Origin of the sequence: Enterocloster bolteae (assembly GCF_002234575.2) — a bacterium.
Classification (GTDB): domain Bacteria; phylum Bacillota; class Clostridia; order Lachnospirales; family Lachnospiraceae; genus Enterocloster; species Enterocloster bolteae.
Genome location: NZ_CP022464.2, coordinates 3,359,116 through 3,383,499, shown reverse-complemented (window position 1 = coordinate 3,383,499; position 24,384 = coordinate 3,359,116). Strand labels below are relative to the sequence as shown.

General features: G+C 51.2%; 19 protein-coding genes and 1 tRNA gene. 16 read left to right on the top strand and 4 right to left on the bottom strand.

The genetic code is table 11. The annotated features are described in order from the left end of the window. Positions 1–10: 10 nt before the first annotated feature. From CGC65_RS15895 to ltrA, 4 genes are all read left to right on the top strand, one after another. A complete protein-coding gene (locus tag CGC65_RS15895) occupies positions 11–2,536 on the top strand; it encodes a FecR domain-containing protein (protein WP_002578366.1) in 2,526 nt (841 codons plus the stop codon). 58 nt (positions 2,537–2,594) lie between these two features. Then, positions 2,595–3,428 (top strand): MBL fold metallo-hydrolase, encoded by an 834-nt coding sequence (locus CGC65_RS15890; RefSeq protein WP_002564373.1) that lies wholly within the window; start codon positions 2,595–2,597, stop codon positions 3,426–3,428. A 182-nt stretch (positions 3,429–3,610) separates the two neighbouring features. Then, positions 3,611–3,937, top strand: a complete 327-nt coding sequence (locus CGC65_RS15885) for a hypothetical protein (RefSeq protein ID WP_002564372.1) — start codon at positions 3,611–3,613, stop codon at positions 3,935–3,937. A 515-nt stretch (positions 3,938–4,452) separates the two neighbouring features. Further along, on the top strand, positions 4,453–5,844 hold the full coding sequence (gene ltrA / locus CGC65_RS15875) for a group II intron reverse transcriptase/maturase (RefSeq protein WP_002578367.1): 1,392 nt from the start codon (positions 4,453–4,455) through the stop codon (positions 5,842–5,844). A gap of 137 nt (positions 5,845–5,981) precedes the next feature. Here the strand turns inward: ltrA and CGC65_RS15870 are convergent, their stop codons facing one another. Then, the gene (locus CGC65_RS15870; protein WP_002564370.1) at positions 5,982–6,290 is read right to left on the bottom strand and encodes a DUF3837 family protein; all 309 of its coding nucleotides are present in this window, start codon (positions 6,288–6,290) and stop codon (positions 5,982–5,984) included. A 203-nt stretch (positions 6,291–6,493) separates the two neighbouring features. Between CGC65_RS15870 and CGC65_RS15865 the strand changes: the two genes are divergently transcribed. From CGC65_RS15865 to CGC65_RS15840, 5 genes are all read left to right on the top strand, one after another. After that, on the top strand, positions 6,494–7,741 hold the full coding sequence (locus CGC65_RS15865; protein WP_002564369.1) for an AI-2E family transporter: 1,248 nt from the start codon (positions 6,494–6,496) through the stop codon (positions 7,739–7,741). 30 nt (positions 7,742–7,771) lie between these two features. Further along, entirely contained in the window at positions 7,772–9,733 is a 1,962-nt protein-coding gene (locus CGC65_RS15860; protein ID WP_002564368.1) for a fructose-bisphosphatase class III, read from the top strand. Between the two features lie 248 nt (positions 9,734–9,981). After that, positions 9,982–10,830: a transporter substrate-binding domain-containing protein gene (locus CGC65_RS15855; protein ID WP_002564367.1), complete on the top strand. Its 849-nt coding sequence runs from the start codon at positions 9,982–9,984 to the stop codon at positions 10,828–10,830. Between the two features lie 221 nt (positions 10,831–11,051). After that, entirely contained in the window at positions 11,052–11,732 is a 681-nt protein-coding gene (locus CGC65_RS15845; protein WP_002564366.1) for an amino acid ABC transporter permease, read from the top strand. Next, positions 11,722–12,453: an amino acid ABC transporter ATP-binding protein gene (locus tag CGC65_RS15840; RefSeq protein ID WP_002564365.1), complete on the top strand. Its 732-nt coding sequence runs from the start codon at positions 11,722–11,724 to the stop codon at positions 12,451–12,453. Before CGC65_RS15845 ends, CGC65_RS15840 begins: the two co-directional genes overlap by 11 nt. A 185-nt stretch (positions 12,454–12,638) precedes the next feature. On the opposite strand, the gene CGC65_RS15835 is transcribed toward CGC65_RS15840, so the two are convergent. Beyond that, positions 12,639–12,709, bottom strand: a tRNA-Gly gene (locus tag CGC65_RS15835). 256 nt (positions 12,710–12,965) lie between these two features. Between CGC65_RS15835 and CGC65_RS15830 the strand changes: the two genes are divergently transcribed. The 5 genes from CGC65_RS15830 to CGC65_RS15810 all read left to right on the top strand — a co-directional run bounded on the left by CGC65_RS15830 (position 12,966) and on the right by CGC65_RS15810 (position 20,303). Continuing rightward, positions 12,966–14,885 (top strand): DNA gyrase/topoisomerase IV subunit B, encoded by a 1,920-nt coding sequence (locus CGC65_RS15830; protein ID WP_002564364.1) that lies wholly within the window; start codon positions 12,966–12,968, stop codon positions 14,883–14,885. An 18-nt stretch (positions 14,886–14,903) separates the two neighbouring features. Further along, positions 14,904–17,138: a DNA gyrase/topoisomerase IV subunit A gene (locus tag CGC65_RS15825; protein WP_002564363.1), complete on the top strand. Its 2,235-nt coding sequence runs from the start codon at positions 14,904–14,906 to the stop codon at positions 17,136–17,138. Between the two features lie 17 nt (positions 17,139–17,155). Beyond that, positions 17,156–17,881: a purine-nucleoside phosphorylase gene (gene deoD / locus CGC65_RS15820; RefSeq protein ID WP_002564362.1), complete on the top strand. Its 726-nt coding sequence runs from the start codon at positions 17,156–17,158 to the stop codon at positions 17,879–17,881. Positions 17,882–18,132: 251 nt separating this feature from the next. Further along, the gene (gene asd, locus CGC65_RS15815) at positions 18,133–19,209 is read left to right on the top strand and encodes an aspartate-semialdehyde dehydrogenase (protein ID WP_002564361.1); all 1,077 of its coding nucleotides are present in this window, start codon (positions 18,133–18,135) and stop codon (positions 19,207–19,209) included. A gap of 29 nt (positions 19,210–19,238) precedes the next feature. After that, a complete protein-coding gene (locus CGC65_RS15810) occupies positions 19,239–20,303 on the top strand; it encodes an aldose epimerase family protein (RefSeq protein WP_002564360.1) in 1,065 nt (354 codons plus the stop codon). Here CGC65_RS15810 and CGC65_RS15805 read toward each other — a convergent pair. Next, positions 20,290–20,544 (bottom strand): hypothetical protein, encoded by a 255-nt coding sequence (locus CGC65_RS15805; protein ID WP_002564359.1) that lies wholly within the window; start codon positions 20,542–20,544, stop codon positions 20,290–20,292. The genes CGC65_RS15810 and CGC65_RS15805 overlap by 14 nt on opposite strands. 200 nt (positions 20,545–20,744) lie before the next feature. Between CGC65_RS15805 and CGC65_RS15800 the strand changes: the two genes are divergently transcribed. Together CGC65_RS15800 and CGC65_RS15795 are read left to right on the top strand one after the other, a co-directional pair. Further along, on the top strand, positions 20,745–22,847 hold the full coding sequence (locus CGC65_RS15800; protein WP_002564358.1) for a DNA topoisomerase: 2,103 nt from the start codon (positions 20,745–20,747) through the stop codon (positions 22,845–22,847). Between the two features lie 3 nt (positions 22,848–22,850). Continuing rightward, positions 22,851–23,597 (top strand): acyltransferase, encoded by a 747-nt coding sequence (locus CGC65_RS15795; protein ID WP_002564357.1) that lies wholly within the window; start codon positions 22,851–22,853, stop codon positions 23,595–23,597. A gap of 148 nt (positions 23,598–23,745) precedes the next feature. Here CGC65_RS15795 and upp read toward each other — a convergent pair whose 3' ends face one another. Further along, the gene (gene upp, locus CGC65_RS15790; protein WP_002564356.1) at positions 23,746–24,375 is read right to left on the bottom strand and encodes a uracil phosphoribosyltransferase; all 630 of its coding nucleotides are present in this window, start codon (positions 24,373–24,375) and stop codon (positions 23,746–23,748) included. Between the last annotated feature and the right edge of the window lie 9 nt (positions 24,376–24,384).

Below are 24,384 nucleotides of genomic sequence, written 5' to 3'. Positions count from 1 at the left end.
GTGATGGTATATGAGAGAGCGCGGGAGAAATCTGATACGATGCGGGGCTGCTTTTGCGGTGTCCTGCTGTCTGCTGGCAGGAAATGTGTTTCCTGCGGCAGCCGACACCTCTGTAAGCGGAGCAACCATGCGTCTTTCTTCCAGAGAGGGCACGGTAAATGTGTCGGGAAAAGGAGGAAAGGCGGTTGCGGCCTTTGATAACATGCGGCTCCAGAGCGGATATTACCTGGAAACAGAGGCTGCAAGCTACGCAGGCCTTGCCCTGGATGACGTAAAGGCCGTGAAGATGGATGAACTGAGCAAAGGAGAGATCCGGAAGAAAGGAAAGCAGCTGGAGCTGCTTCTGTCAGAAGGAAGCCTTCTCTGTGATGTAACCGCGCCTCTTAAGGGGGAGGAGTCCCTATCCATCCGCACCTCTACCATGATAACCGGAATCCGGGGAACGGTAGTATACGCGGAAGTGGTTGACAGCAATACGAGCCGCGTCTGCGTCCTGGAGGGGCAGGTTCTTGTAAGACCGGTGAATCCTGTGGAGGGTGACCGGAATGGGCAGTACATAGAGAAGGGCCGGCAGGCACTTATTATCGGTCCTGACCGCATGGAGCGGAAGGGAGAGATACAGACGCTTCCCCTTACGGAAACAGATATTGCCCCTTATGTGCTTTGGGAAATCCATGAGAATGAGGAGCTTGCCAGAAGGCTGAGAGAAGCAGGCTGGGATGTGGACTGGATGATTGAAAACGCGGAGCGGCTTTTAAGGGAAGAAGAGGATAAAAACTCCCAATGGGCAGAGAATGGGCAGGGAACATCAGGTTCTAAGCCTGGCGGGAAGGATATTCACACCCCTCTTTTTAACGGAGGGGATTCCGGTTCTGATTCCGGAACCGGCACACAGCCGGGCAGACCTACGGTGGAGCTTACTATGCCGGTGAGCCCGGAAACCATAGAGGAAAAGCTGCGGACATCTGATGTGGTTCTTCACAGCGCTGCGGACAGCAATCCCCTTATCATTGATAACAGCCTGACCGTACCGGCAGGCAGCCGGCTGGAATTAGCCGGGGGAATGGGGCTGGTGGTGGGAACGTCGGCAGCATTGCAGGTGGACGGAACTTTGATTGTGGACGGAAACCTGGAAAACAGAGGAACTGTAACGAATACCAGTATGAATACCCTGGATATTAAAGGAGATTATGTGGGAAGCGGAACACTGAATAATAAAGGGAGAGTGGCGGCAAATGGTTCCTTTATGCAGGAAGGCGGCAGCTTCCAAACTATCGGACAGGGCCGGCTTGAGGTGGAGAGAAAAGCTGTTATTGATAATGCAGCCTTTGATTTCGGTACCGGAACTACATTGTTTCATGGTGATTTGACAGTCAGAAACGCTGACGGGGAATTTGGCGATAACCTGTGTGTGGAAGGGATGCTTTCACTGGAAGACAGCAGTATTCTGGTAACAGGGGGATTTTACGGCGGGGGGATTACCGCAGTAAAGAAACAAGATGGAGAGAATATAACATATGAAGAGCTGAACCTGGAGGGAGGAAAGGTTTTGGCTGAACGTGGGGTCAAAGGGGTAATCTTTGCAGAAAATTATAAGCTGAATGTACAAAGCGGTATCTTGGAAAGGTCAGATGATGGGATTCCTTTTATAACCGGCACAGGTATTTTAGAAATGGATGGAGAGGAATATAAAATTGAAGAGTTGACAGAGTCCATGTTTGAGAGCGAAGAGACAGAGACGGGCTGGGTTTTAACTGGTATTGTCCAGGAACAAAAAAAACAGGCAGAGGTGCATACTTCTATCCCTCTTCAGGCAGATGCTGAAAAACTGCCGGATGTGAATGAGGAAGAGAAAGAGCTACAGGAGGAAGAGAATTTGCCGGAGGAAGGAGAGCCGGAAGAGGGCGGAAACCAGCCGGAGGAAGGAAGTCCGGAAGCGGGCGGAAACCGGCCGGAAGAAGGAGAACCGGAAGAGGGCGGAAATCAGCCGGAAGAAGGAGAACCGGAAGAGGGCGGAAACCAGCCGGAAGAAGGAGAACCAGATGAGGGCGGAAACCGGCCGGAGGAAGGAGAACCGGAAGAGGGCGGAAGCCAGCCGGAGGAAGGAATTCCGGAAGAAGGCGGAAACCGGCCGGAAGAAGGAGAACCGGGAGAAGGCGGAAACCGGCCGGAGGAAGGAAGTCCGGAAGAAGGCGCAAACCGGCCGGAAGAAGGAAGGCTGGAAGAAGGCGGAAACCGGCCGGAGGAAGGAAGTCCGGAAGAAAGCGGAAACCGGCCGGAGGAAGGAAGTCCGGAAGAAGGCGCAAACCGGCCGGAGGAAGGAAGTCCGGAAGAAGGCACAAACCAGCCGGAAGAAGGAAGTCCGGAAGAAGGCGCAAACCAGCCAGAGGAAGGAAGTCCGGAAGAAAGCAGAAACCAGCCGGAAGAAGGAAGTTCTGAAGAAGGCGCAAACCGGCCAGTAGAAGGAATTCCGGAAAAGGGCAAAAACCAGCCTGCAACAGGTAAACCGGAAGAGTATGGAAATCTGCCGGGATAAGGAATCTATGGAAGAAATACCGGAAGCCGGACATTAATGACAATACGGAGTAGGTAAAATGAATAATAATATAAAAGTCACCTGCTGGGGGAGCCGGGGATCCGGCCCGGCTCCCTACACAGAGCAGATGGAATATGGGGGAAACACCTCCTGCTTCACCATAGAGACAGGGCAGATGCTTCTGGTTCTGGACGGTGGCACTGGGCTGGCGGCACTGGGCCGGGAGATGATGAAAAATCCGGATGACAAGAGGGATATCCATATTTTTATAAGTCACCTTCATTTGGATCATATTATAGGAATTCCGCTGTTTAAGCCACTATTTCAGACTGGACGCCGCATCTGTTTTTATGGAGAGAGCCGCAACGGCCGTTCCTTAAAGCAGCAGCTGAACCTGTTTATAGGGCCTCCTTATTGGCCTGTTTCCCTCAGCCAATGCAGTGCGTCCATTGAGTACTATGAAGTGGAGGCCGGGAAAATCCTGTCATTGCCGCTGCCGCAGTCCGTACAGATTCTCCCCATCCGTTCCAACCACCCGGACCAGACGGTGCTGTACCGGATACAGCTAGAAGAAACCATGGTATTCTATGGACTTGACTGTGAATTAAACCAGGAGATGACGGATGTGCTGTCAAACTATGCTGAGAATGCCGGACTTCTGATTTGTGATGTCCAGTACTCACCGGAAGACTATATCTTCCACAAGGGATGGGGACATTCCACATGGGAAGCTGCTCTTAAGCTGGCAGAAGCCAGCAGCGCGAAACGGATCTGGCTTACTCATTTTGACTGGGAAGCGGACAGCAGTACCTTGTTCTGTCTGGAAAGGCAGGCCACGCTTTGCAATCCTAACTGCGAATATGTACGTGAAGGTATGACGGTCTGGCTGTAAAGGTCTGATAATACAGCTGTACTATAGACCGGAGCCGCAGAGAATAACCGTTTTCTGTAACTTTAATCCTAACCTTGTAAATTGTATTGAAAAATCCCGGGTGATATGGTAGATTTTAATTAATACATCTGCACGGGCAATGGATGAGCAAGGGCCGGCTGCTGCAAGGAAGGGTGGGATTTATGAGAATAGAGGCGTTAAAGTACCAGACCGACAAGAAGGAGGACATCATTATTTTTGTAGATTATAATGAGGTGTACAGCGAGGGATATCATGTACAATGGTCTATAGCCGATATTGCCTACCGGAGGCCGCCTTCGAGAAACTATATCTTTTTGAGCGATACATACCGGGACGACAGTGAGTACTATATACTGTCCCCGGAAGAAAAGACAGCATATGCTTTAAAGAGACAAAAAGAGTTTGCAGGTGAGGTAAAGCTGAAAGAGGCACTGGTTTCCGCCTGGAATATCATCCGCCCTGATACGGATTCCATATTGGGAATGTGAGAAGGGGAAAATTTGGGGACATATCTTATATAGAACAAACGGGGCAATGCCATTACGGCATTACCCCGTTCGCTTTTCAGTGCGCCCGGCGGCGCACGTCTCTAACTGGTGAAAGTCCGGAATCCGCCCGGTGGTGGGAAGGATATAGCCGAAGGCAGGGGTGTTCATCGTGAGGTGAAATCTGAAGGAAGCCGGATGTGGGGAACATACTAACCCATGGGCAAATCTCTGGTCTGACGGACAGAAATCACATCAGGCCATGCGTGAGGGTAAGACTGCTGAACAAGTCGAAGCCCAATAACCACACGGAATCACGTATGGTAAATGTGGCAGATAGATGGAGAGAAAGGGACGTGTGGTACCCGGGGAGGTCTGTGCGGAATGTCCTGAAAGGGATAACCATTATCGAAAGATAGTGCTGAACGTACAGAAGTCAGCCGAGGCCGTAGTAGTCGGGAGATGAAGGACCGAATCAACAGGAGTCTTTAGTACAACTGGGAAAGGAGGAAGGAACATTGGGTACAGAAAACAAAGACAGCTGCTCGCAAAGAGATAGCGCGGAACGTGAAGGGTATGTGAGAGCGCACCGTTCTTTCCGCCGGATATGGAAGGAAAGGGACAGTGCACAGCCGGAACTCTTGGAGGAGATACTGGAGAAGGGCAACCTCAACAGAGCTTTTAAGAGAGTAAAGGCAAACAAGGGGGCGCCAGGAATCGACGGGATTACCGTGGAGGAAATAGGCGCATACCTGAGGGAAAACCAGAAAGAACTTATCGAGAGAATCAGAAGGGGAAAGTATACCCCCGACCCGGTAAGACGAGTGGAGATTCCCAAGCCAGACGGTGGAATACGAAAGCTGGGTATTCCAACCGTAAAAGACCGCATTTTCCAACAGGCCATAACACAGCGCCTTACACCGGTCTACGAGCCGTTGTTCTCGGAGAACAGTTACGGTTATCGCCCGGGAAGAAGCGCGAAAGATGCCATTCAGAAGGTGAAAGAGTATGCAGAGCAGGGATATATCCATGCGGTAGCATTGGACTTGTCGAAATACTTTGATACCCTGAACCATGAGATACTCCTGAATATCCTGCGCAGAAATGTGAGGGACGAAAGGGTAATCCAGTGGATTAAGAGGTACTTAAAGAGTGGCGTGATGGAAAACGGAGTAGTCATGGAAACAGAAGAAGGTTCGCCGCAAGGAGGAAATCTTTCCCCCCTGCTGGCAAACATCTATCTGAATGAGTTTGACCAGGAGTATCAGAAGCGTGGAGTTGTATTTGTCCGTTACGCGGACGACATCGTGCTGCTGGCGAAAAGCGAGAGAGCTGCCAAGAGACTGATGGAGACGAGCACGAAATATCTGGAAGGGCCGCTGAAATTGAAAGTGAACCAAGAGAAAAGCCGTGTAGTCAGCGTGTTTGCAATCCGAACTTTTAAATTCCTTGGCTTTACATTGGAAAAGAACGGAAAGGGCATATATGTCCGGGTTCATGGAAAGTCATGGAAGAAAATGAAGTCAAAGCTGAAAGAACTTAGTTCCCGAAGGTCTGTTCAGAGCATACGCCCTGCATTAGCAAAGATAAAAGTGTATAAGTGTGGCTGGCTGAATTATTACGGGATTGCGGAAATGAAGAACCGAATAGAAGAACTCAATAAGTGGCTATACCACAGAATCCGAATGTGTATATGGAAACAATGGAAGAAACCGAGAACCAAGGTGAAGAACCTGCGGAAAATGGGAGTGCCGGAAGATTTGGCATGGCAGGCAGGAAACAGCCGGAGAGGATATTGGTTTACCACGCAAACGGTAGCGGTAAATATGGCAATGACAAAAGAAAGACTGATAAGCAGTGGCTTTTATGATTTAGTCACAGCTTACCAGTCTGTGCACGTCAACTGTTGAAACCGCCATGTACCGAACGGTACGCACGGTGGTGTGAGAGGACGGCGGTTAATCACCGCCTCCTACTCGATTATTCGTCTTTCCGGCCGGTGCATTCTTTTAAGCTCCATTACCCCGGCACTTTGTGGCCTGTTCTGTCACCTTTCATTTTCATATCCATATGCCACATATTCCATCATCTGGTCCGTGGTATCCTCATTTCGTATGAAGTCTTTCAGGATGGCGTGTATCCTGGCTATCCGGCTGTCCTCAGGCTCATTGCCCCCCATATCCCCATCCAGCTGGTCACGCATCTCAAAAAGCGTATCCTTTCTCTCCGGCATTCCTAACTTCATGGCCTTGGCAATGGTGCCGACGGCGCAGTAGGCTTCTAAGGGGGATGTCATGGGCGCCGGGGGCTCAAAACCGGCTTTGATGTCCAGGGCCATTTTTATGATATAAGACATGTCTCAACACCTCTTTTCAAAGATAGGAATATCATATCACAAAAATCCTGCTTTGTCCTCTCTGTTAAGATTTCGTGAAAATCTTCACGGGACACACACTGTAATATAAAACCTAATTGCTGTTAGTTTCAGCTTATGATATGATATATGGGTGAATGACTTGCCGAAATGACGGAATACTTAAGACATAGGAGTAAAGATGTATGAAAAACCCAAGATTTAAAAATTATATATACTGGGGCACCACTGCGCTGGCCGTGGTGGCCTGCAGTGTTGCCTTTGGATTTTTCCTGTCCCGGTTTGAGATTGTATCAAGGGCCGTGGGAAAAATCGTATCCATACTGATGCCCATTATCTACGGGGCTGTGCTGGCCTACCTGATGCTGCCCATCTATAACAAGACCAGGGTCTATACAACAGAAAAACTGAAACGTTGTATCAAGGACGGACACACGGCAGACAGCCTGGCAAAGGCGGCCGGGACGCTGGTGAGCCTGCTGTTACTCATTGCCATTGTCTGCGGATTGTTCTGGATGGTGATTCCCCAGATTTACACCAGTATCATCGGCCTCCAGGAGAGTCTGGGAGAGAACATCAATAACCTGAGCCTCTGGCTTATGAAGATGTTTGAGGACAATCCCACCATAGAACAGACCATTATGCCCTTTTATGAGCAGGCTGCCACGGAGTTCCAGAACTGGCTGACCACGGACCTGGTGCCCAATATGTCTAAAATCATCGGTGAGCTTTCCACGGGCCTCTTAAGTGTGGTCACCGTTGTCAAGAACATACTGATTGGCGTCATTGTCATGGTCTATTTTCTCAACATCAAGGATACCTTGTCCGCCCAGAGCAAGAAGATCGTCTACAGCCTGTTAAAGCTTAAGGATGCCAACCGGCTGGTGAGCGAGGTGCGTTTTGCCCACTCTGTATTTGGAGGTTTTATAACCGGAAAGCTTTTGGATTCCCTGATTATTGGCATCATGTGCTTTTTTGCCATGCAGTTTTTAAAGATGCCCTATGTGCTTCTGGTGAGCGTGATTATCGGAGTGACCAACGTGATCCCCTTTTTCGGCCCCTTTATCGGAGCCGTGCCCAGCGCATTTCTCATACTGCTGGTGAGCCCTATGAAATGCCTGTATTTCCTTATCTTCATCCTGGTGCTCCAGCAGTTTGACGGCAACATCCTGGGGCCTAAAATCCTGGGGGATTCCACGGGGCTTCCCAGCTTCTGGGTGCTGTTTTCCATCCTGCTGTTCGGCGGCCTGTTCGGATTCGTGGGAATGATTATCGCGGTGCCGTTGTTTGCAGTTATTTACAGGCTGACCGCCACCTATGTGAGCAGCGCGCTGAGAAAGAAAGATTTATCCGCCAGGACAGAGGATTACCTGAGCCTGGATTATATTGACGAAGAAAACAAGCATTATGTTGACAGAGAGAGGGAGGAGTAAAAAACATATAAGTATTGAGGGAGGAAAGCAATGAGTGATTTGCAGACAAGGTATCTGGAACGGCTTGCGGAATTATATCCAACCATAGCAGCCGCTTCCACAGAGGTGATTAATCTGGAGGCAATCCTTAACCTGCCCAAGGGGACCGAACATTTCCTCACGGATATCCACGGCGAGTACGAGGCGTTTTCCCATGTGCTGCGAAACGGATCCGGGGCCGTGCGGCGCAAGGTCAACGATGTGTTCGGCAACACCCTGAGCAGCCAGGACAAGCAGACCCTGGCCACCCTGATTTATTATCCCAGGGAGAAGATGGCCCAGATACTGGAGCATGTAAAGAACCGGGAGGACTGGTACAAGATTACCCTGTACCGCCTGATCGAAGTGAGCAAGCGGGCTGCCAGCAAATACACCAGGTCCAAGGTGCGAAAGGCTCTGCCCCAGGAGTTTGCCTATGTGATTGAGGAACTGATTACGGAAAAGGTGGATGTGAGAGACAAAGAGTCCTATTACAACGCCATCATACAGACCATTATCCGGGTGGGAAGAGCTGGGGAGTTTATCGTGGCTCTCTGTGAACTGATACAGCGCCTTATTGTGGACCATTTACATATACTGGGAGATATTTATGACAGAGGTCCGGGGCCCCACATGATTATGGACAAGCTGATGACCTACCATTCCCTGGACATCCAGTGGGGAAACCACGATGTGCTGTGGATGGGGGCGGCTGCCGGTCAGAAGGGATGTATTGCAAATGTAATCCGCATCTGTGCCAGATACGGCAATCTGGATATCCTGGAGGATGGCTACGGTATTAATCTGCTGCCGTTAGCAACCTTTGCCCTGGACACCTATGGGAGCGATCCCTGCGCCTGCTTCCAGCTCAAAGGGGCGAATGCATGCAGCCCCAGTGAGACGGAACTGAATATCAGGATGCACAAGGCCATATCCATTATCCAGTTCAAGGTGGAGGGCCAAATCATAAAGGAACATCCGGAGTTCTGCCTGGAAGACCGGAACCTGCTGCACCGCATAGATTTAGACAAGGGGACCATACTGCTGGAAGGCGGTGAGCAGGAAATGCTGGACAGCCATTTTCCCACCATGGATCCGGCTGACCCTTACAGGCTTACGGCGGAGGAGAACGCCATCATGGAACGCCTTGCGGCCGCATTTCAGAACTGTGAAAAGCTTCAGCAGCATATGCGCTTCCTGCTGGCAAAGGGAAGCCTTTACAAGGTATACAACGGAAACCTGCTGTATCACGGCTGCATCCCCTTAAACAGGGACGGCAGCTTTAAAGCGGTGGATATATACGGGCAGAACTACAAGGGCAAAAGCCTCTATGAGTGTCTGGACGGTTATGTGAGAAAGGCGTTCATGGCAGTGGACCCGGCAGAGCGGGCAAAAGGCAGGGATATATGCTGGTATATCTGGCTCCATCAGGATTCGCCCTTGTTCGGAAAGGATAAGATGGCTACCTTTGAGCGCTATTTTCTGGCGGACAAGGAGACCCATAGGGAAGAAAAGAATCCCTATTACTCCATGCTGGAGGATGAGGATACAGTGGGCCGCATCCTGGAGGAGTTCGGCCTGCCGCCCCAGGAGGGACATATTGTCAACGGCCATGTGCCGGTCAAGTCCAAGAACGGGGAGAATCCTGTAAAATGCGGCGGAAAGGTGCTTGTCATTGACGGCGGCTTTTCCAGGGCTTACCAGAAAGAGACTGGAATCGCGGGATATACCCTGATTTATAATTCCTACGGATTGATTCTGGCGGCCCATGAGCCTTTTGAGTCCACGGAGGCCGCAATTGAGAAGGAGAGCGACATACACTCGGAGAGCACCATTGTAAAACGTGTGTCCAGCCGGAAGCTGGTGGGAGACACGGATGTGGGCAAACAGCTTAAGACAAAGATTAAAGACCTGGAAATGCTTTTGGAGGCCTATCATACAGGGGCAATTGTGGAGCGTTTTCCTGTGAGATAGCGGGAAATGGTCGGAAGATAAGGCAGGTAAGGTCTGGAATAACCGGGGCCGCATTGGGCAGAAGCACGGTGCGGTCCTGTTTCTGCACAAATGGTACAGTTATTTAATTGTAACTATTACAACAAGTTGACTTTGACATATCTTTGTGCTATAGTAATCAGGATGATGCAGGCGCATCACAGGTCAAGGGAGACAGGTTTATTAAAGTCACCCTTATTTTATTTCGATCAGTAGAGGAGGAAGTAATTATGAAGAAATTTATGGCGTTATCCATGGCTGCCATCATGGCATTGACAGTGGCAGGATGCGGCTCCAAGCCCGCAGAGACCACAGCCGCCGGCACAACAGCAGCAGAGACTGCAGCAAACGCGGATACCACGGCAGCTGAATCAGCAGCAGAAGAGGAAACCAGCGCGGCGGCCTCAGGCAAGAAGTACATCATCAACACAGATACCACCTTTGCCCCTTTTGAGTTTGAGAATGAAAAGGGAGAGATGGTAGGCATTGACCTGGATATTTTACAGGCAATTGCCCAGGACCAGGGCTTTGAATATGAGGTGGTTCCGGTGGGATTCTCCGCAGCTGTAACTGCCCTGGAGGCCGGTGAGTGCGACGGCGTGATTGCAGGCATGTCCATCACCGATGAGAGGGTGCAGAAATATGATTTCTCAGAGCCCTACTATGATTCCGGCGTAGGCATGGCTGTCCTGTCTGATTCCGATATCACCTCCTATGACCAGTTAAAGGACCAGAAGGTGGCTGCCAAGATTGGTACCGAGGGATGTACCTTTGCAGAGTCCATTGCAGAGCAGTATGGTTTTGAGGTAATACAGTACGAGAGCTCATCTGACATGTATCAGGCCGTTATAGCAGGAGAGGCAGTTGCCTGCTTTGAGGATTACCCTGTTATCGGTTATGAAATTTCCAGGGGACTGGGCCTCACCCTTCCCACACCCATGGAGAAAGGTTCCTCCTATGGTTTCGCGACCTTAAAGGGCGCAAATCCGGAACTGGTGGAGATGTTCAACAAGGGACTGGAGAACATCAAGGCAAGCGGCAGATACGATGAGATATTGAATACATACATTGCAAAATAGGACTGCCGGAGAACCTCCGGGCAGTGCTGCCCGGCGCCGGTTCCTGCCTTATGCAGGGCCGGCGCCTCAATGCCGGCAGGTTATGGATGAATTTAAAGCAATTATACGGTTTTTTACCGGTTATGCTTAAGTGCTTTAAATTTGGCTATAACATTCCATGGGCATGGAAGGATATCCCTGGAATGATGCACGTCAACGAATAATCAGAAAAGGATGATAGTATGCAGATTGTAAACATCATAACACAGTATTACCCATCATTTTTTAAGGCTCTGGGAATCACCCTGCAGATGACCGTGATATCTCTGCTCTGCGCCACGGTTCTGGGCGTTATTTTCGGCCTGTTCAAGGTCTCGGATTTTAAGGTACTAAAACTCGTTGCCGATGTCTATATTGACATTATCCGCGGAACACCCCTGCTGGTACAGGTCATGATTATGATGTACGGTGTGGGAAGCGTCCTGAAGCCATATGGTTTCCAGTGGAGCAATATAGGCGGCGCCTTTACGGCGGGCTGCGTGGCCCTGAGCCTTAATGCAGGCGCTTATATGGCGGAAATCATCCGCGGAGGAATTGAGGCTGTTGACAAGGGACAGATGGAAGCAGCCAGAAGCCTGGGACTTTCCTACGGCAAGGCCATGCGCAAGGTAATTCTGCCCCAGGCATTCAGGACCATGCTGCCCTCCATTATCAACCAGTTTATCATCTCCCTGAAGGATACATCCCTTGTGTCTGTCATCGGACCCAGGGAGCTGACCCAGAACGGCAAGATTATTGCAGCCAATTCAGCTTCCATGGTTATGCCCATCTGGATCTGCGTGGCCCTGTTTTATCTGGTAGTCTGCACGATTCTGTCCAGGATTGCCAAGTATGTGGAGAGGAGAGTGTCCTATGGAAAATAAGATTTCAGTCCATAACCTGAAAAAGAATTTCGGAAAGCTGGAAGTCCTCAAGGATATCAGCATCGAGATAAGAGAGGGGGAAGTTGTATGCATGATAGGCCCCTCCGGTTCCGGCAAAAGTACGTTTCTGCGGTGTCTGAACCGCCTGGAGAAGATTACATCCGGCCATGTGGTGGTGGACGGCCATCCCATATCCGACCCTAACACCAACATCAACAAAGTGCGGGAAAACATCGGAATGGTGTTCCAGCATTTTAACCTGTTCCCTCATCTGACGGTGAAGGAGAACATTACACTGGCTCCCACGGAATTAAAACTTATGGGAAAAGAGGAAGCCGGCAGGAAGGCCCTTGAACTGCTGGCCCGGGTGGGGCTGGCGGACAAGGCGGAGGCCTATCCGGGACAGCTCTCCGGCGGACAGAAGCAGAGGGTGGCCATCGCGCGTTCCCTTGCCATGAATCCGGACATTATGCTGTTTGACGAGCCCACATCCGCCCTGGATCCTGAGATGGTAGGCGAGGTGCTGGAGGTCATGAAACAGCTGGCAGCCGACGGCATGACCATGGTGGTGGTTACCCATGAGATGGGATTTGCCAGGGAAGTGGCGGACCGGGTGGTGTTTATGGATGACGGCTACATTGTAGAGGAAGGGACCCCGGATGAAGTGTTTGGAAATCCCAGGGAGGAACGGACCAGGAGCTTTCTGGATAAGGTGCTGTAGAAAGCCGGATTTCATGAAGGATAAGAATAGAAAAAGCAAAAAATGAAAAGATGGATTATAACAATAACAGGCTACCCGGCCACAGCGGACCGGGCGGCCTGTTATTGTCTTGCGGAAAGAAAAAGCAGAAGATAAAAAAACGTATTCAGGACAGCAAAAAAGCCCTGCACACACAGGGCCTTAAAAGCAGATGACGGGAATCGAACCCGCCTCCCCAGCTTGGGAAGCTGGTGTTCTACCGATGAACTACATCTGCACAACACTGATATTATATCATGTATTTTGGAAAATTCAAGTGTATTTTCATATTTTTGTAAAAATCCGTAATGATTTCTGTGTATTTCTATGAATTGAGTCCGGATTTTTTCCCGGACCTTCCGAAAACAGAAGGGAATCCGTATGCATACGGGAATTTCTCATGGCCGGAACTTGCCAAAACAATCTAAATATGGTTTAATACTATAAGACGAAACATATGTACGCATCTGTACATAGCAATATGGAGGAATAGAATGGCAAAGGAACAATATAACGCGGACAGTATTACGGTGCTGGAAGGATTGGAGGCGGTCCGTAAGCGTCCTGGTATGTATATAGGAGGTGTGGGCTCCAAGGGGTTAAACCATCTGATTTATGAAATCATTGATAACGCGGTGGATGAGCACCTGGCCGGATTCTGCAGCAGTGTGTGGGTGACATTGGAAGCCGACGGTTCCTGCACGGTCCGTGATAACGGCCGCGGTATTCCGGTGGGGCTTCACAAAAAGGGCATATCAGCAGCCAGAATCGTACTGTCCACCCTTCATGCAGGCGGTAAATTCGATAACGACGCTTATAAGACCAGCGGAGGACTTCACGGTGTGGGTTCCTCCGTAGTTAATGCCCTGTCGGCCCATATGGACCTTAAGGTTTACAGGGACGGCTGCATCTATCACGATGAATATGAAAAGGGACGTCCTGTCATCAAGCTGGAGAACGGACTTCTCCCTGTGATTGGAAAGACGAGGGAGACCGGTACCTGCATCAATTTCCTGCCTGACGGCGATATATTTGAGAAAACCCGTTTCAAGGCGGAGTGGCTTAAAAGCCGCCTGCACGAAACAGCATACTTAAATCCCAACCTGACCCTTTATTATGAAAACAAGCGGCCCGGAGAGGGAGAGAAGGTGGCCTTCCATGAGCCGGAGGGCATTGTTGCCTATGTGCGGGAGCTGAACTCCGGCAAAACGCCGGTACACGACCCCATCTATTTCAAGGGAACCGTGGACAAGGTGGAGGTGGAGGCCGCCATCCAGTTCGTGGACACATTTGAGGAGAACATACTTGGCTTCTGCAACAACATCTTTACCCAGGAGGGCGGCACCCATCTGGCCGGCTTCAAGACCAAATTCACGGCGCTGATTAACAGCTATGCCAGGGAAATCGGCATTTTAAAGGATAAGGACACCAACTTTACAGGAGCCGATACAAGGAATGGCATGACGGCCGTCATCGCGGTAAAGCATCCTGACCCCATCTTTGAGGGACAGACCAAGACTAAGCTGGCCAGCGCCGACGCCACCAAGGCCGTGTTCACGGTGACAGGGGACGAGCTGCAGCTTTATTTTGACCGCAACGTGGAGGTGTTAAAGGGAGTCATTGGCTGTGCGGAAAAATCAGCCAAGATTCGCCGGGCTGAGGAAAAAGCCAAGACCAACATGCTGACCAAGTCCAAATTTTCCTTTGACAGCAACGGCAAGCTGGCAAACTGCGAGAGCCGGGATGCCTCCCGGTGTGAGATATTCATTGTAGAGGGAGATTCCGCCGGCGGCTCTGCCAAGACTGCCAGGAACCGCCAGTACCAGGCCATCCTGCCCATCAGGGGAAAAATCCTCAATGTTGAGAAGGCGTCCATGGATAAGGTTCTGGCCAATGCGGAAATCAAGACCATGATCAATACCTTCGGCTGCGGTTTTTCGGAAGGATACGGCAATGACTTTGACATCACCAAGCTGCGCTATGACAAAATCATCCTGATGACCGATGCCGATGTGGACGGCAGCCATATCGACACCCTGCTTCTCACCTTCCTTTACCGCTTTATGCCGGAACTGATTTATGACGGTCATGTGTATATTGCCATGCCGCCCTTGTTTAAGGTGATTCCCAAGCGGGGGGAGGAACAGTATCTGTACGATGAAAAGGAGCTGGAGCGTTACAGGAAAACCCATACCGGCGACTTTACGCTGCAGCGCTACAAAGGTCTGGGTGAAATGGACGCGGAGCAGCTGTGGGAGACCACGCTGGACCCGGAGCGCCGGGTCCTTAAGCGGGTGGAGATAGAGGATGCCAGGATGGCTACGGAGATAACCGAGATGCTCATGGGCACCGAGGTGGGACCCCGCCGCCAGTTCATTTATGAGCATGCGGACGAGGCGGAGATTGACGCATAGACAGGAGACAATTAGAACATGGCTGAAAAGATATTACGGACTGAATACAGTGAGGAAATGCAGAGAAGCTACATGAACTATTCCATGAGCGTCATCACTGCAAGGGCCATCCCTGATGCCAGGGACGGCTTAAAACCGGTACAGCGCCGGGTTCTCTATGATATGAGGGAGCTCCATCTGGACCACGATAAGCCCCACAGGAAATCGGCGCGTATCGTGGGCGATACCATGGGTAAGTACCATCCCCACGGCGACAGCTCCATATATGAGACACTGGTTGTCATGAGCCAGAATTTCAAGAAGGGCATGGCCCTGGTGGACGGACACGGCAACTTCGGCTCCATAGAAGGGGACGGGGCAGCCGCCATGCGTTACACGGAGGCGCGTCTGGAGAAGTTTGCGGAGGAGGTCTACCTTAAAGATCTGGATAAAACCGTGAATTTTGTGCCCAACTACGACGAGACGGAAAAGGAACCGGAGGTGCTTCCTGTCAGGGTCCCCAACCTGTTAATCAACGGGGCGGAGGGCATTGCCGTGGGCATGAGCACAAGCATTCCGCCCCACAACCTGGGCGAGGTGATAGACGCGGTCCAGGCGTACATTGATAATCCGGAGGTGACCACTCAGGAGCTGATGGAGTTTATGCCGGGGCCGGATTTCCCCACCGGAGGAGTCATTGCCAATAAGAGCGAGCTGCCCCAAATTTACGAGACCGGCATGGGTAAAATCAAGCTCAGGGGCAAGTTCGAGGTGGAGCTTGGAAAGCGCAAGGCGGACAAGGATAAGCTGATTATTTCAGAGATTCCCTATACCATGATTGGCGCCGGAATCAATAAGTTTCTGGTGGATGTGGCCGATCTGGTGGAGAGCAAGAAGCTGACGGACGTGGTGGATATCTCCAACCAGTCCAACAAAGAGGGAATCCGCATCGTGCTGGAGCTGCGCAAGGATGCGGACATTGACAAGATAAAAAATATCCTCTATAAAAAGACAAAGCTGGAGGATACCTTCGGGGTCAATATGCTGGCCATTGCGGACGGCCGTCCTGAGACGCTGAACCTGAAGGGGATCCTGAGAAATTTCCTCAACTTCCAGTATGAGAACACGGAGCGCAAATACAATGTTTTACTCCAGAAGGAAATGGATAAAAAGGAAGTACAGGAAGGACTTATTGCGGCCTGCGACTGTATTGACCTGATCATAGCCATCCTGAGGGGCTCCAAAAACTTAAAGGATGCCAAGGCATGTCTGACCACAGGCGATGTGACCAACATCCATTTCAAGGTTCCGGGGTTTGAGGAGGACGCAAAGAAGCTTGCCTTTACGGAGCGCCAGGCATCCGCTATTCTGGAAATGCGTCTTTATAAGTTAATCGGACTGGAAATCCTGGCTCTGGAAAAGGAGCACAGGGAGACCTTAAGGAAGATTGGGGAGTATAAGAAAATCCTGGGAAGCAGGGCCCAGATGAACCGTGTTATCAAGGAGGATCTGGCTGCCATCAAGGCTGAGTTTGCCACTCCCAGGCGCACCCTGATTGAGGACGGACCTGAGGCGGTGTACGACGAGAGCGCTGTGGCTGTCCAGGAGATGGTCTTTGTGATGGACCGGTTCGGATACTGCAAGCTGTTGGATAAGTCCACCTATGACCGGAACCAGGAAACCGTGGACACCGAGCAGGTCCACGTGGTGAAATGTCTGAATACGGATAAAATCTGTCTCTTTGCTGCCAGCGGCAGCCTTTACCAGATAAAGGCCATGGATGTGCCGGCCGGCAAGCTGAGGGATAAGGGAACGCCCATTGAGAATCTGAGTAAATTCGACGGTGCCAAGGATACTATTGTTTACCTGACCAGCGCAGAGGACATGAAGGGCAGGATATTTGTATTCGCCACTAAGATGGCCATGGTAAAGCAGGTGCCTTCGGAGGAATTTGAGACCAACAACCGGGTGGTGGCAGCCACCAAGCTCCAGGAGGGGGATGAACTGGCGGCCGTGATACCGGTGGAGGGCGAGACCGAGGTGGTGATCCAGACAACAGGAGGCGTGTTCCTGCGGTTTGCCCTGGAGGAGATATCCATGCTTAAAAAGGCATCCAGAGGTGTCAGAGGCATCCGGCTGACCAAGAATGAGGAGCTGGAGAAGCTGTATCTGATTGGTGAGAATCCCATTGTGGATTACAAGGGTAAGGAAGTCCATTTAAACCGTCTGAAACTGGCCAAGAGGGACGGGAAAGGCAGCAAAGTGCGGCTGTAGAAAAGGAGGTATATGCCATGTCATTATCCAACACACCCACACCCCATATCGGGGCTGAAAAAGGAGAAATCGCAGAGACAATCCTGCTTCCGGGAGACCCCCTGAGGGCAAAGTATATTGCGGAGCATTTTCTGGAGGACGTGAAGCAGTTTAACGGGACCAGAAACATGCTTGGCTACACGGGAATCTATATGGGCAGGCCGGTATCTGTCATGGGCACCGGAATGGGGTGTCCCTCCATCGGTATCTATTCCTATGAGCTGATTCACTTTTACGGCTGTAAGAACCTGATACGGGTGGGCACGGCCGGGGCCCTGACGCCTGACGTCCATGTGAGAGACATGGTGTTTGCCATGGGAGCCTGTACCACCAGCAATTTTGTGCGCCTGTTGGGGCTGCCGGGCGATTATTCGCCGGTGTGCAGCTACAGCCTGTTGGAGCGGGCCGTGGCCGCTGCCAGGGAGCGGGGACTGTCCTTCCATGTGGGCAATGTGCTCAGCTCAGACATGTTCTATGCCCCGCCCAAACAGGTGCAGGGAGGAATGACCTGGGCTGACATGGGAGTCCTGGCCGTGGAGATGGAGGCGGCAGCCCTCTATGCCAACGCTGCGGCGGCCGGCGTCAATGCCCTGGCCGTTCTGACCATCTCGGATTCCATGGTCACCGGGGAAGCCACCTCAGCCATGGAAAGGGAGACCAGCTTTACACAGATGATGGAGGTGGCATTGTCACTGGTTTCCTGACCCAATGGCAGTGTTGCATACAAAAAAGAGAGAATGTCCTTGCGGGGCGCACAAATGTATTTTTCTAGCGAATAAATCTTGATTTTTTCCGTTGTTTGGTATAGGATAGGGAAAGATTCGCCGTACCGTGGATTCAATGAGGCTACGATTCAATGAGGCTATGATTCAATGTGACTGTCATGGATTTAATGCGACAGGTTCCGTGACAGTTCCGGAGGGCGGGAAAATCAGGATAATGAGGAGAATGATTTATGGAAAAGAAGCTGAAGGTTGGAATATTAGGCGCAACAGGTATGGTGGGGCAGCGTTTCATCGCCCTTTTGGAGAACCATCCGTGGTTCCAGGTAGTGACAGTGGCAGCCAGCCCCCGCTCTGCCGGCAGGACGTATGAGGAAGCAGTGGGAGACCGCTGGAAGATGACTACCCCCATGCCGGAGGCTGTTAAAAAGCTGGTTGTGATGAATGTAAATGAGGTGGAAAAGGTTGCGGCGGGAGTTGATTTTGTATTCAGCGCCGTGGACATGACAAAGGATGAGATAAAGGCCATCGAGGAGGCATATGCCAAGACGGAGACGCCTGTGGTATCCAACAACAGCGCCCACCGCTGGACGCCGGATGTTCCCATGGTAGTGCCGGAGATCAACCCGGAGCATTTTGACGTAATTCCCTTCCAGAAGAAGAGACTTGGGACAGAGAGGGGATTTATTGCGGTAAAGCCCAACTGCTCCATCCAGAGCTATGCGCCGGTGCTGACAGCATGGAAGGAATTTGAGCCGTACGAGGTGGTGGCCACTACATATCAGGCTATCTCAGGCGCGGGAAAGACATTTAAGGACTGGCCGGAGATGGAAGGCAACATCATTCCCTATATCGGCGGCGAGGAAGAAAAGAGCGAGCAGGAACCCCTTCGCCTGTGGGGAACCATTGAGGACGGTGTTATAGTGAAGGCACAAAGTCCTGTCATCACCTGTCAGTGCGTAAGGGTACCGGTACTGAACGGCCACACGGCTGCCGTGTTTGTGAAGTTCAGGAAAAAGGTGACAAAGGAGCAGCTGATTGAGAAACTCAGGGAGTTTAAGGGAGTTCCCCAGGAGCTTAAGCTTCCCAGCGCCCCGGCGCAGTTCATCCAGTATCTTGAGGAGGATAACCGTCCCCAGGTGACAGCGGATGTGGACTTTGAGAGAGGAATGGGCATTTCCGTGGGCCGTCTGAGGGAGGACGCTGTGTATGATTATAAATTCATCGGTTTGTCCCACAACACGGTAAGAGGCGCGGCAGGCGGAGCCGTACTCTGCGCAGAGCTTTTGACGGCAAGGGGATATATTTAGTACTGCATGGAGAAGGAGCGGAGAAAAACATGGCAATCGAGAAAAATTCATTCGGGAAAATGCCCGATGGTACAGAGGTTTACAAGTATACGCTGACCAATAAGAATGGGGTATCTGCTTCGTTCATCACTCTGGGAGGCGTGTGGGTTTCCATGGTGGTGCCTGATAAGGACGGCAGCATGGCGGATGTGGTGCTGGGATACGATGATTTGGACAGCTACCGCAGGAATCCTGCCCACTTCGGCGCGCCCATCGGCCGCAATGCCAACCGGATTGGCGGAGCTGTTATCACCATAGACGGTAAGGATTATAAGCTGGAGGCCAACAACGGCCCCAACAACCTTCACAGCGGACCGGACCTGTACCACGACAGGGTCTGGGACTGCGCCGCCTCAGAGACAGAGGCAGGCAGCAGGCTGGACTTTTATCTGGAGAGCCCGGACGGCGATCAGGGATATCCGGGCAATGCCAGGATCACGGTGAGCTATACCCTGACAGATGAGGACAGTCTTGTGCTGGATTATCATATGGTCTGCGATAAGGATACGGTTGCCAATTTCACCAACCACAGCTATTTTAACCTGGCAGGACATGACAGCGGCGACGTGATGAAGCAGGAGGTGTGGCTTAACGCGTCCCGGTATACACCGGCGGACGAGGTTTCCATTCCAACGGGAGAGATTGCTCCTGTGGCTGGAACGCCCATGGACTTTACAGAGATGAAGGCCATTGGAAGGGATATAGGCGCTGATTTTGAGGCCCTGGTATTCGGAAAGGGATATGACCACAACTGGGTGCTGGATAAAGAAGAAGGAGAACTGGCCCTGGCTGCAAAGGCCATGGACCCGGCCAGCGGCCGGGTGCTGGAATGTTATACGGACCTGCCCGGAATCCAGTTTTATACAGCTAATTTCCTGCAGGATGAGATGCCGGGAAAGGGCAATGCCCGCTATGATTACCGCCACGCCTTCTGTTTTGAGACCCAGTATTTTCCGGACGCGGTCCACAAGCCACAGTTCCCGTCCCCCTTGCTGAAAGCAGGGGACGAGTACAGAACCAGGACCGTCTATCAATTTTTGGTTAAACAGGCGTGATTTTAGTTGCATAGGCCCTGCCTTCAAGGGGCTGATAGATTTCCACGATGGCAAAATGGGGCGTCAGATCTGACTGCTCCGGTTCGGCTATGGTCATGAACCGGTAGTTGGTCCCGTTTACCACCTGTTTCGCCACGGCGATGGGCCGGTAGAAGTAATCGGGATGTTCCCCGATTGCATTGTAAAAGATAAATGAATCATATGTGGTGAGATAAGGCTGATACTGCCAGCTTCCAGGCATGGAAGTCACCTCCGGAATGTCGTTATAGTAGTTTATGCAGGAAAACCATGAGGGTTCTGCCATCGCTGGCGCTTCATGGTTTTTTTGATTGCGGCAAAGGCAATTTAATGGTATACTATTATAATATGCGCCCTGCCGCCATGGAAATCTGCCGGAGAAATCCGGGGCAGCGCGTATGAAGAAAGTAAATGAGGGATTGGATGTCAAAATCATTATACATAGCAGAAAAGCCCAGTGTGGCCCAGCAGTTTGCCGAAGCGCTTAAGATACGGGGACGGCGGGGCGACGGGTATATAGAGTCTGATCAGGCAGTGGTGACGTGGTGCGTGGGCCATCTGGTGACTATGAGTTATCCGGAAGCCTACGACATGAAGTTCAAGCGCTGGAGCCTTCAGACACTGCCATTCCTTCCAAAGGAATTCAAGTATGAAGTTATAACCAATGTATCCAAGCAGTTTGAAATCGTCAAGGGTCTTTTGAACCGGCCCGATATTGATACCATCTATGTGTGTACGGACTCGGGACGGGAGGGAGAGTATATATACCGCCTGGTGGCCCAGATGGCCGGGGTAAAGGATAAGAAGCAGAAACGGGTGTGGATTGATTCCCAGACAGAGGAAGAGATATTGAGGGGAATCCGCGAGGCCAAGGATGAGACAGAGTATGACAACCTGTCCGCCTCCGCCTATTTAAGGGCCAAGGAGGACTACCTTATGGGAATTAATTTCTCCAGGGTGCTGACCCTTAAGTACGGACCTGCCCTGTCAAATTATCTGGGAACCAAGTTTACGGTTCTGTCCGTGGGCAGGGTCATGACCTGTGTCATGGGAATGGTGGTGCGCAGAGAGCGGGAGATACGCGGTTTTGTCAAAACCCCCTTTTACAGGGTGATTGGATCCTTTGAGGCGCCGGGTAAGGACGGCCAGCCGGTTCCCTTTGAGGCGGAGTGGAAGGCAGTGGAAGGTTCCCGCTATTTCGGAACCCCCTGCCTGTATAAGGACAACGGCTTTAAGGACAGGCAGCAGGCAGAGGAGCTGGCCGCCTTATTGACGGCAGAGCCGCCTCTCACGGCCACGGTGCTCGCCAAGGAGAAGAAAAAGGAGACCAAGAATCCGCCCCTTCTTTACAACCTGGCGGAGCTTCAGAACGACTGTTCCAAGATGTTTAAAATCAGTCCGGATGAGACGCTTAAGGTGGTGCAGGAGCTGTATGAGAAAAAGATGGTCACCTACCCCAGAACCGATGCCAGGGTTCTGTCCACGGCAGTGTCCAAGGAGATTCAAAAGAACATAGGCGGCCTTAAGAATTACGGGCCTATGGCAGGGTTTGCGGATGAGGTGCTGAATATGGGATCCTATAAGGGGATTGCCAAGACACGCTATGTCAATGACAAGCAGATAACGGACCACTATGCCATTGTGCCCACCGGACAGGGACTTGGAAACCTGAGGGGACTGCCGCCATTGTCTGAAAAGGTGTATCAGGTCATATGCAGACGGTTTTTGAGCATATTTTATCCTCCGGCGGTTTATCAGAAATACAGCCTGGAGCTGGAGCGCCTGAAGGAACATTTTTTTGCCAATTTTAAGGTTCTGTCCGAACCGGGATATCTCAAGGTGGCGGATGTGAACCTGGCAAAGAAAAATGGGGTGGAGGAATCCTTTGACGAGGCCAGGGATGAGACAAAGGATGAGACAAGGGATGAGTCCAGGGACGAGGCAAAAGAAGGTGTCCCAAATGCCATTTCTCCAAAAGTTGACAGGACAGTATTGCTCCAGATGCTTGCAGAATTGAAAAAAAATGATATACTTACTTTGGTGGAGCTGAATATAAAGGAAGGCGAGACATCACCTCCCAAGCGCTATACCTCCGGTTCCATGATTCTGGCCATGGAAAATGCAGGCCAGCTCATAGAGGACGAGGAGCTGCGGGCTCAGATTAAGGGCAGCGGCATAGGCACCAGCGCTACCAGGGCTGAGATACTTAAGAAACTGTTTAACATCAAGTATCTGAACCTGAACAAGAAAACCCAGGTTATTACGCCGTCCCTTTTAGGGGAAATGGTCTATGACGTGGTGGACCAGTCCATCCGCCAGCTTCTGAATCCCGAGCTGACAGCCAGCTGGGAAAAGGGGCTCACCTATGTTGCGGAGGGTTCCATAACCTCAGATGAGTATATGGAAAAGCTGAATCGTTTTGTTGCCGGCAGGACAGTCAATGTCATCCGCATGAATAACCAGTACAATATGAGAGGTTATTTTGACGCGGCAGCCGCATTCTATAAAACAAAAAAGGAGAATTAATTTATGAAACTGGAACAGATGAAAATCAAAGAACTTTTAGACACAAGCCATACAATCGCTGAAAAGCTGTTTGAGGGCCATGAGTATCCATGGGAAGTTCTGGGTGACATCAATGGGTTCATCGAAAGTCTGGGCGCCAGCCTTCCGGAGAACGAATACAAGAAGATTGGAAAGAATATCTGGATTCACAAGACAGCACAGATGGCTCCCACCACTGCCATGGGCGGACCTATGATCATCGGACCAAAGGTACAGATACGCAACGGAGCCTTTTTAAGAGGAGGCGTTATCCTTGGACAGCACGTTGTCATCGGCAATTCCTGTGAAATCAAGAACTCCATCATCTTTGACGAGGCGCAGGTGCCCCATTTCAACTATGTGGGCGATTCCATCCTGGGCTACAAGGCACATATGGGAGCCGGCGCAGTGACCTCCAATGTGAAGGCTGACAAGGGTCTTGTAAAGGTTCATGCTGAGGATGGTGATGTGGAGACAGGACGCAAGAAATTCGGCGCCATCTTGGGCGATCACGCGGAGATTGGCTGCAACAGCGTGCTCAATCCCGGAACGGTCATTGGACGTAATTCTAATGTATACCCGCTGTCCAGCGTACGCGGCTGTGTTCCCTCTGACTCCATCTACAAGGGCCAGGACAACATCGTTGTAAAAGAGGCCAGGGAAGTGGAAACAGAGCAGGAAGCGCCCGAGGCACCTGAGAAGGGAAAGGGCGGGCTTAAGGTAGTAAAATAAGCCGTCAGTACAGAACGAACAGAAACACGGAACAGTCAGAGAGTTTATAAAAACAGGAAGCCGGACACTGCACATCGCAAGTCCGGCTTCCTGTTTTATCTTATGGTTTGTATGTCCCTGTATTTGTATTTGCCTGTAATAATTCCTGTTATTTTGTTCCGAAGATACGATCTCCGGCATCTCCCAGTCCGGGGCAGATATAGGCGTTTTCATTCAGGCAGCGGTCCAGATGTCCCACGTAAATCTGTACATCGGGATGGGCTTCATGGAGACGCTTAAGGCCTTCCGGAGCAGCTATGATAGCCATGAATTTAATCTTTTTCCCGCCGTGTTCCTTGATAAAGTCAACGGCTGAGACACCGGAACCGCCAGTGGCCAGCATGGGATCTGTGACGATGATGGTACGCTCTTCAATGGGGTTTGGAAGCTTGCAGTAATATTCATGAGGTTCGTGAGTCACCTCGTCCCTGTATAAACCGATATGACCTACCTTTGCGCTGGGAACCAGAGCCAGGATGCCGTTTACCATGCCAAGTCCGGCACGGAGAATCGGAACCACGGCCAGTTTGCGTCCGGCAATCATGGGGGTCATGCATGTCTCGATGGGAGTTTCCACCTCCACATCCTCCAGAGGAAGGTCGCGGAGGGCTTCATAGCCCATCAGCATGGCAATTTCCTCAATGAGGGCACGGAACTCATTGGTTCCTGTAGCTTTATTGCGCAGAATAGAAATCTTGTGCTGAATCAAAGGGTGGTCAAATACCATTACGTTATCCATAAATTTTGC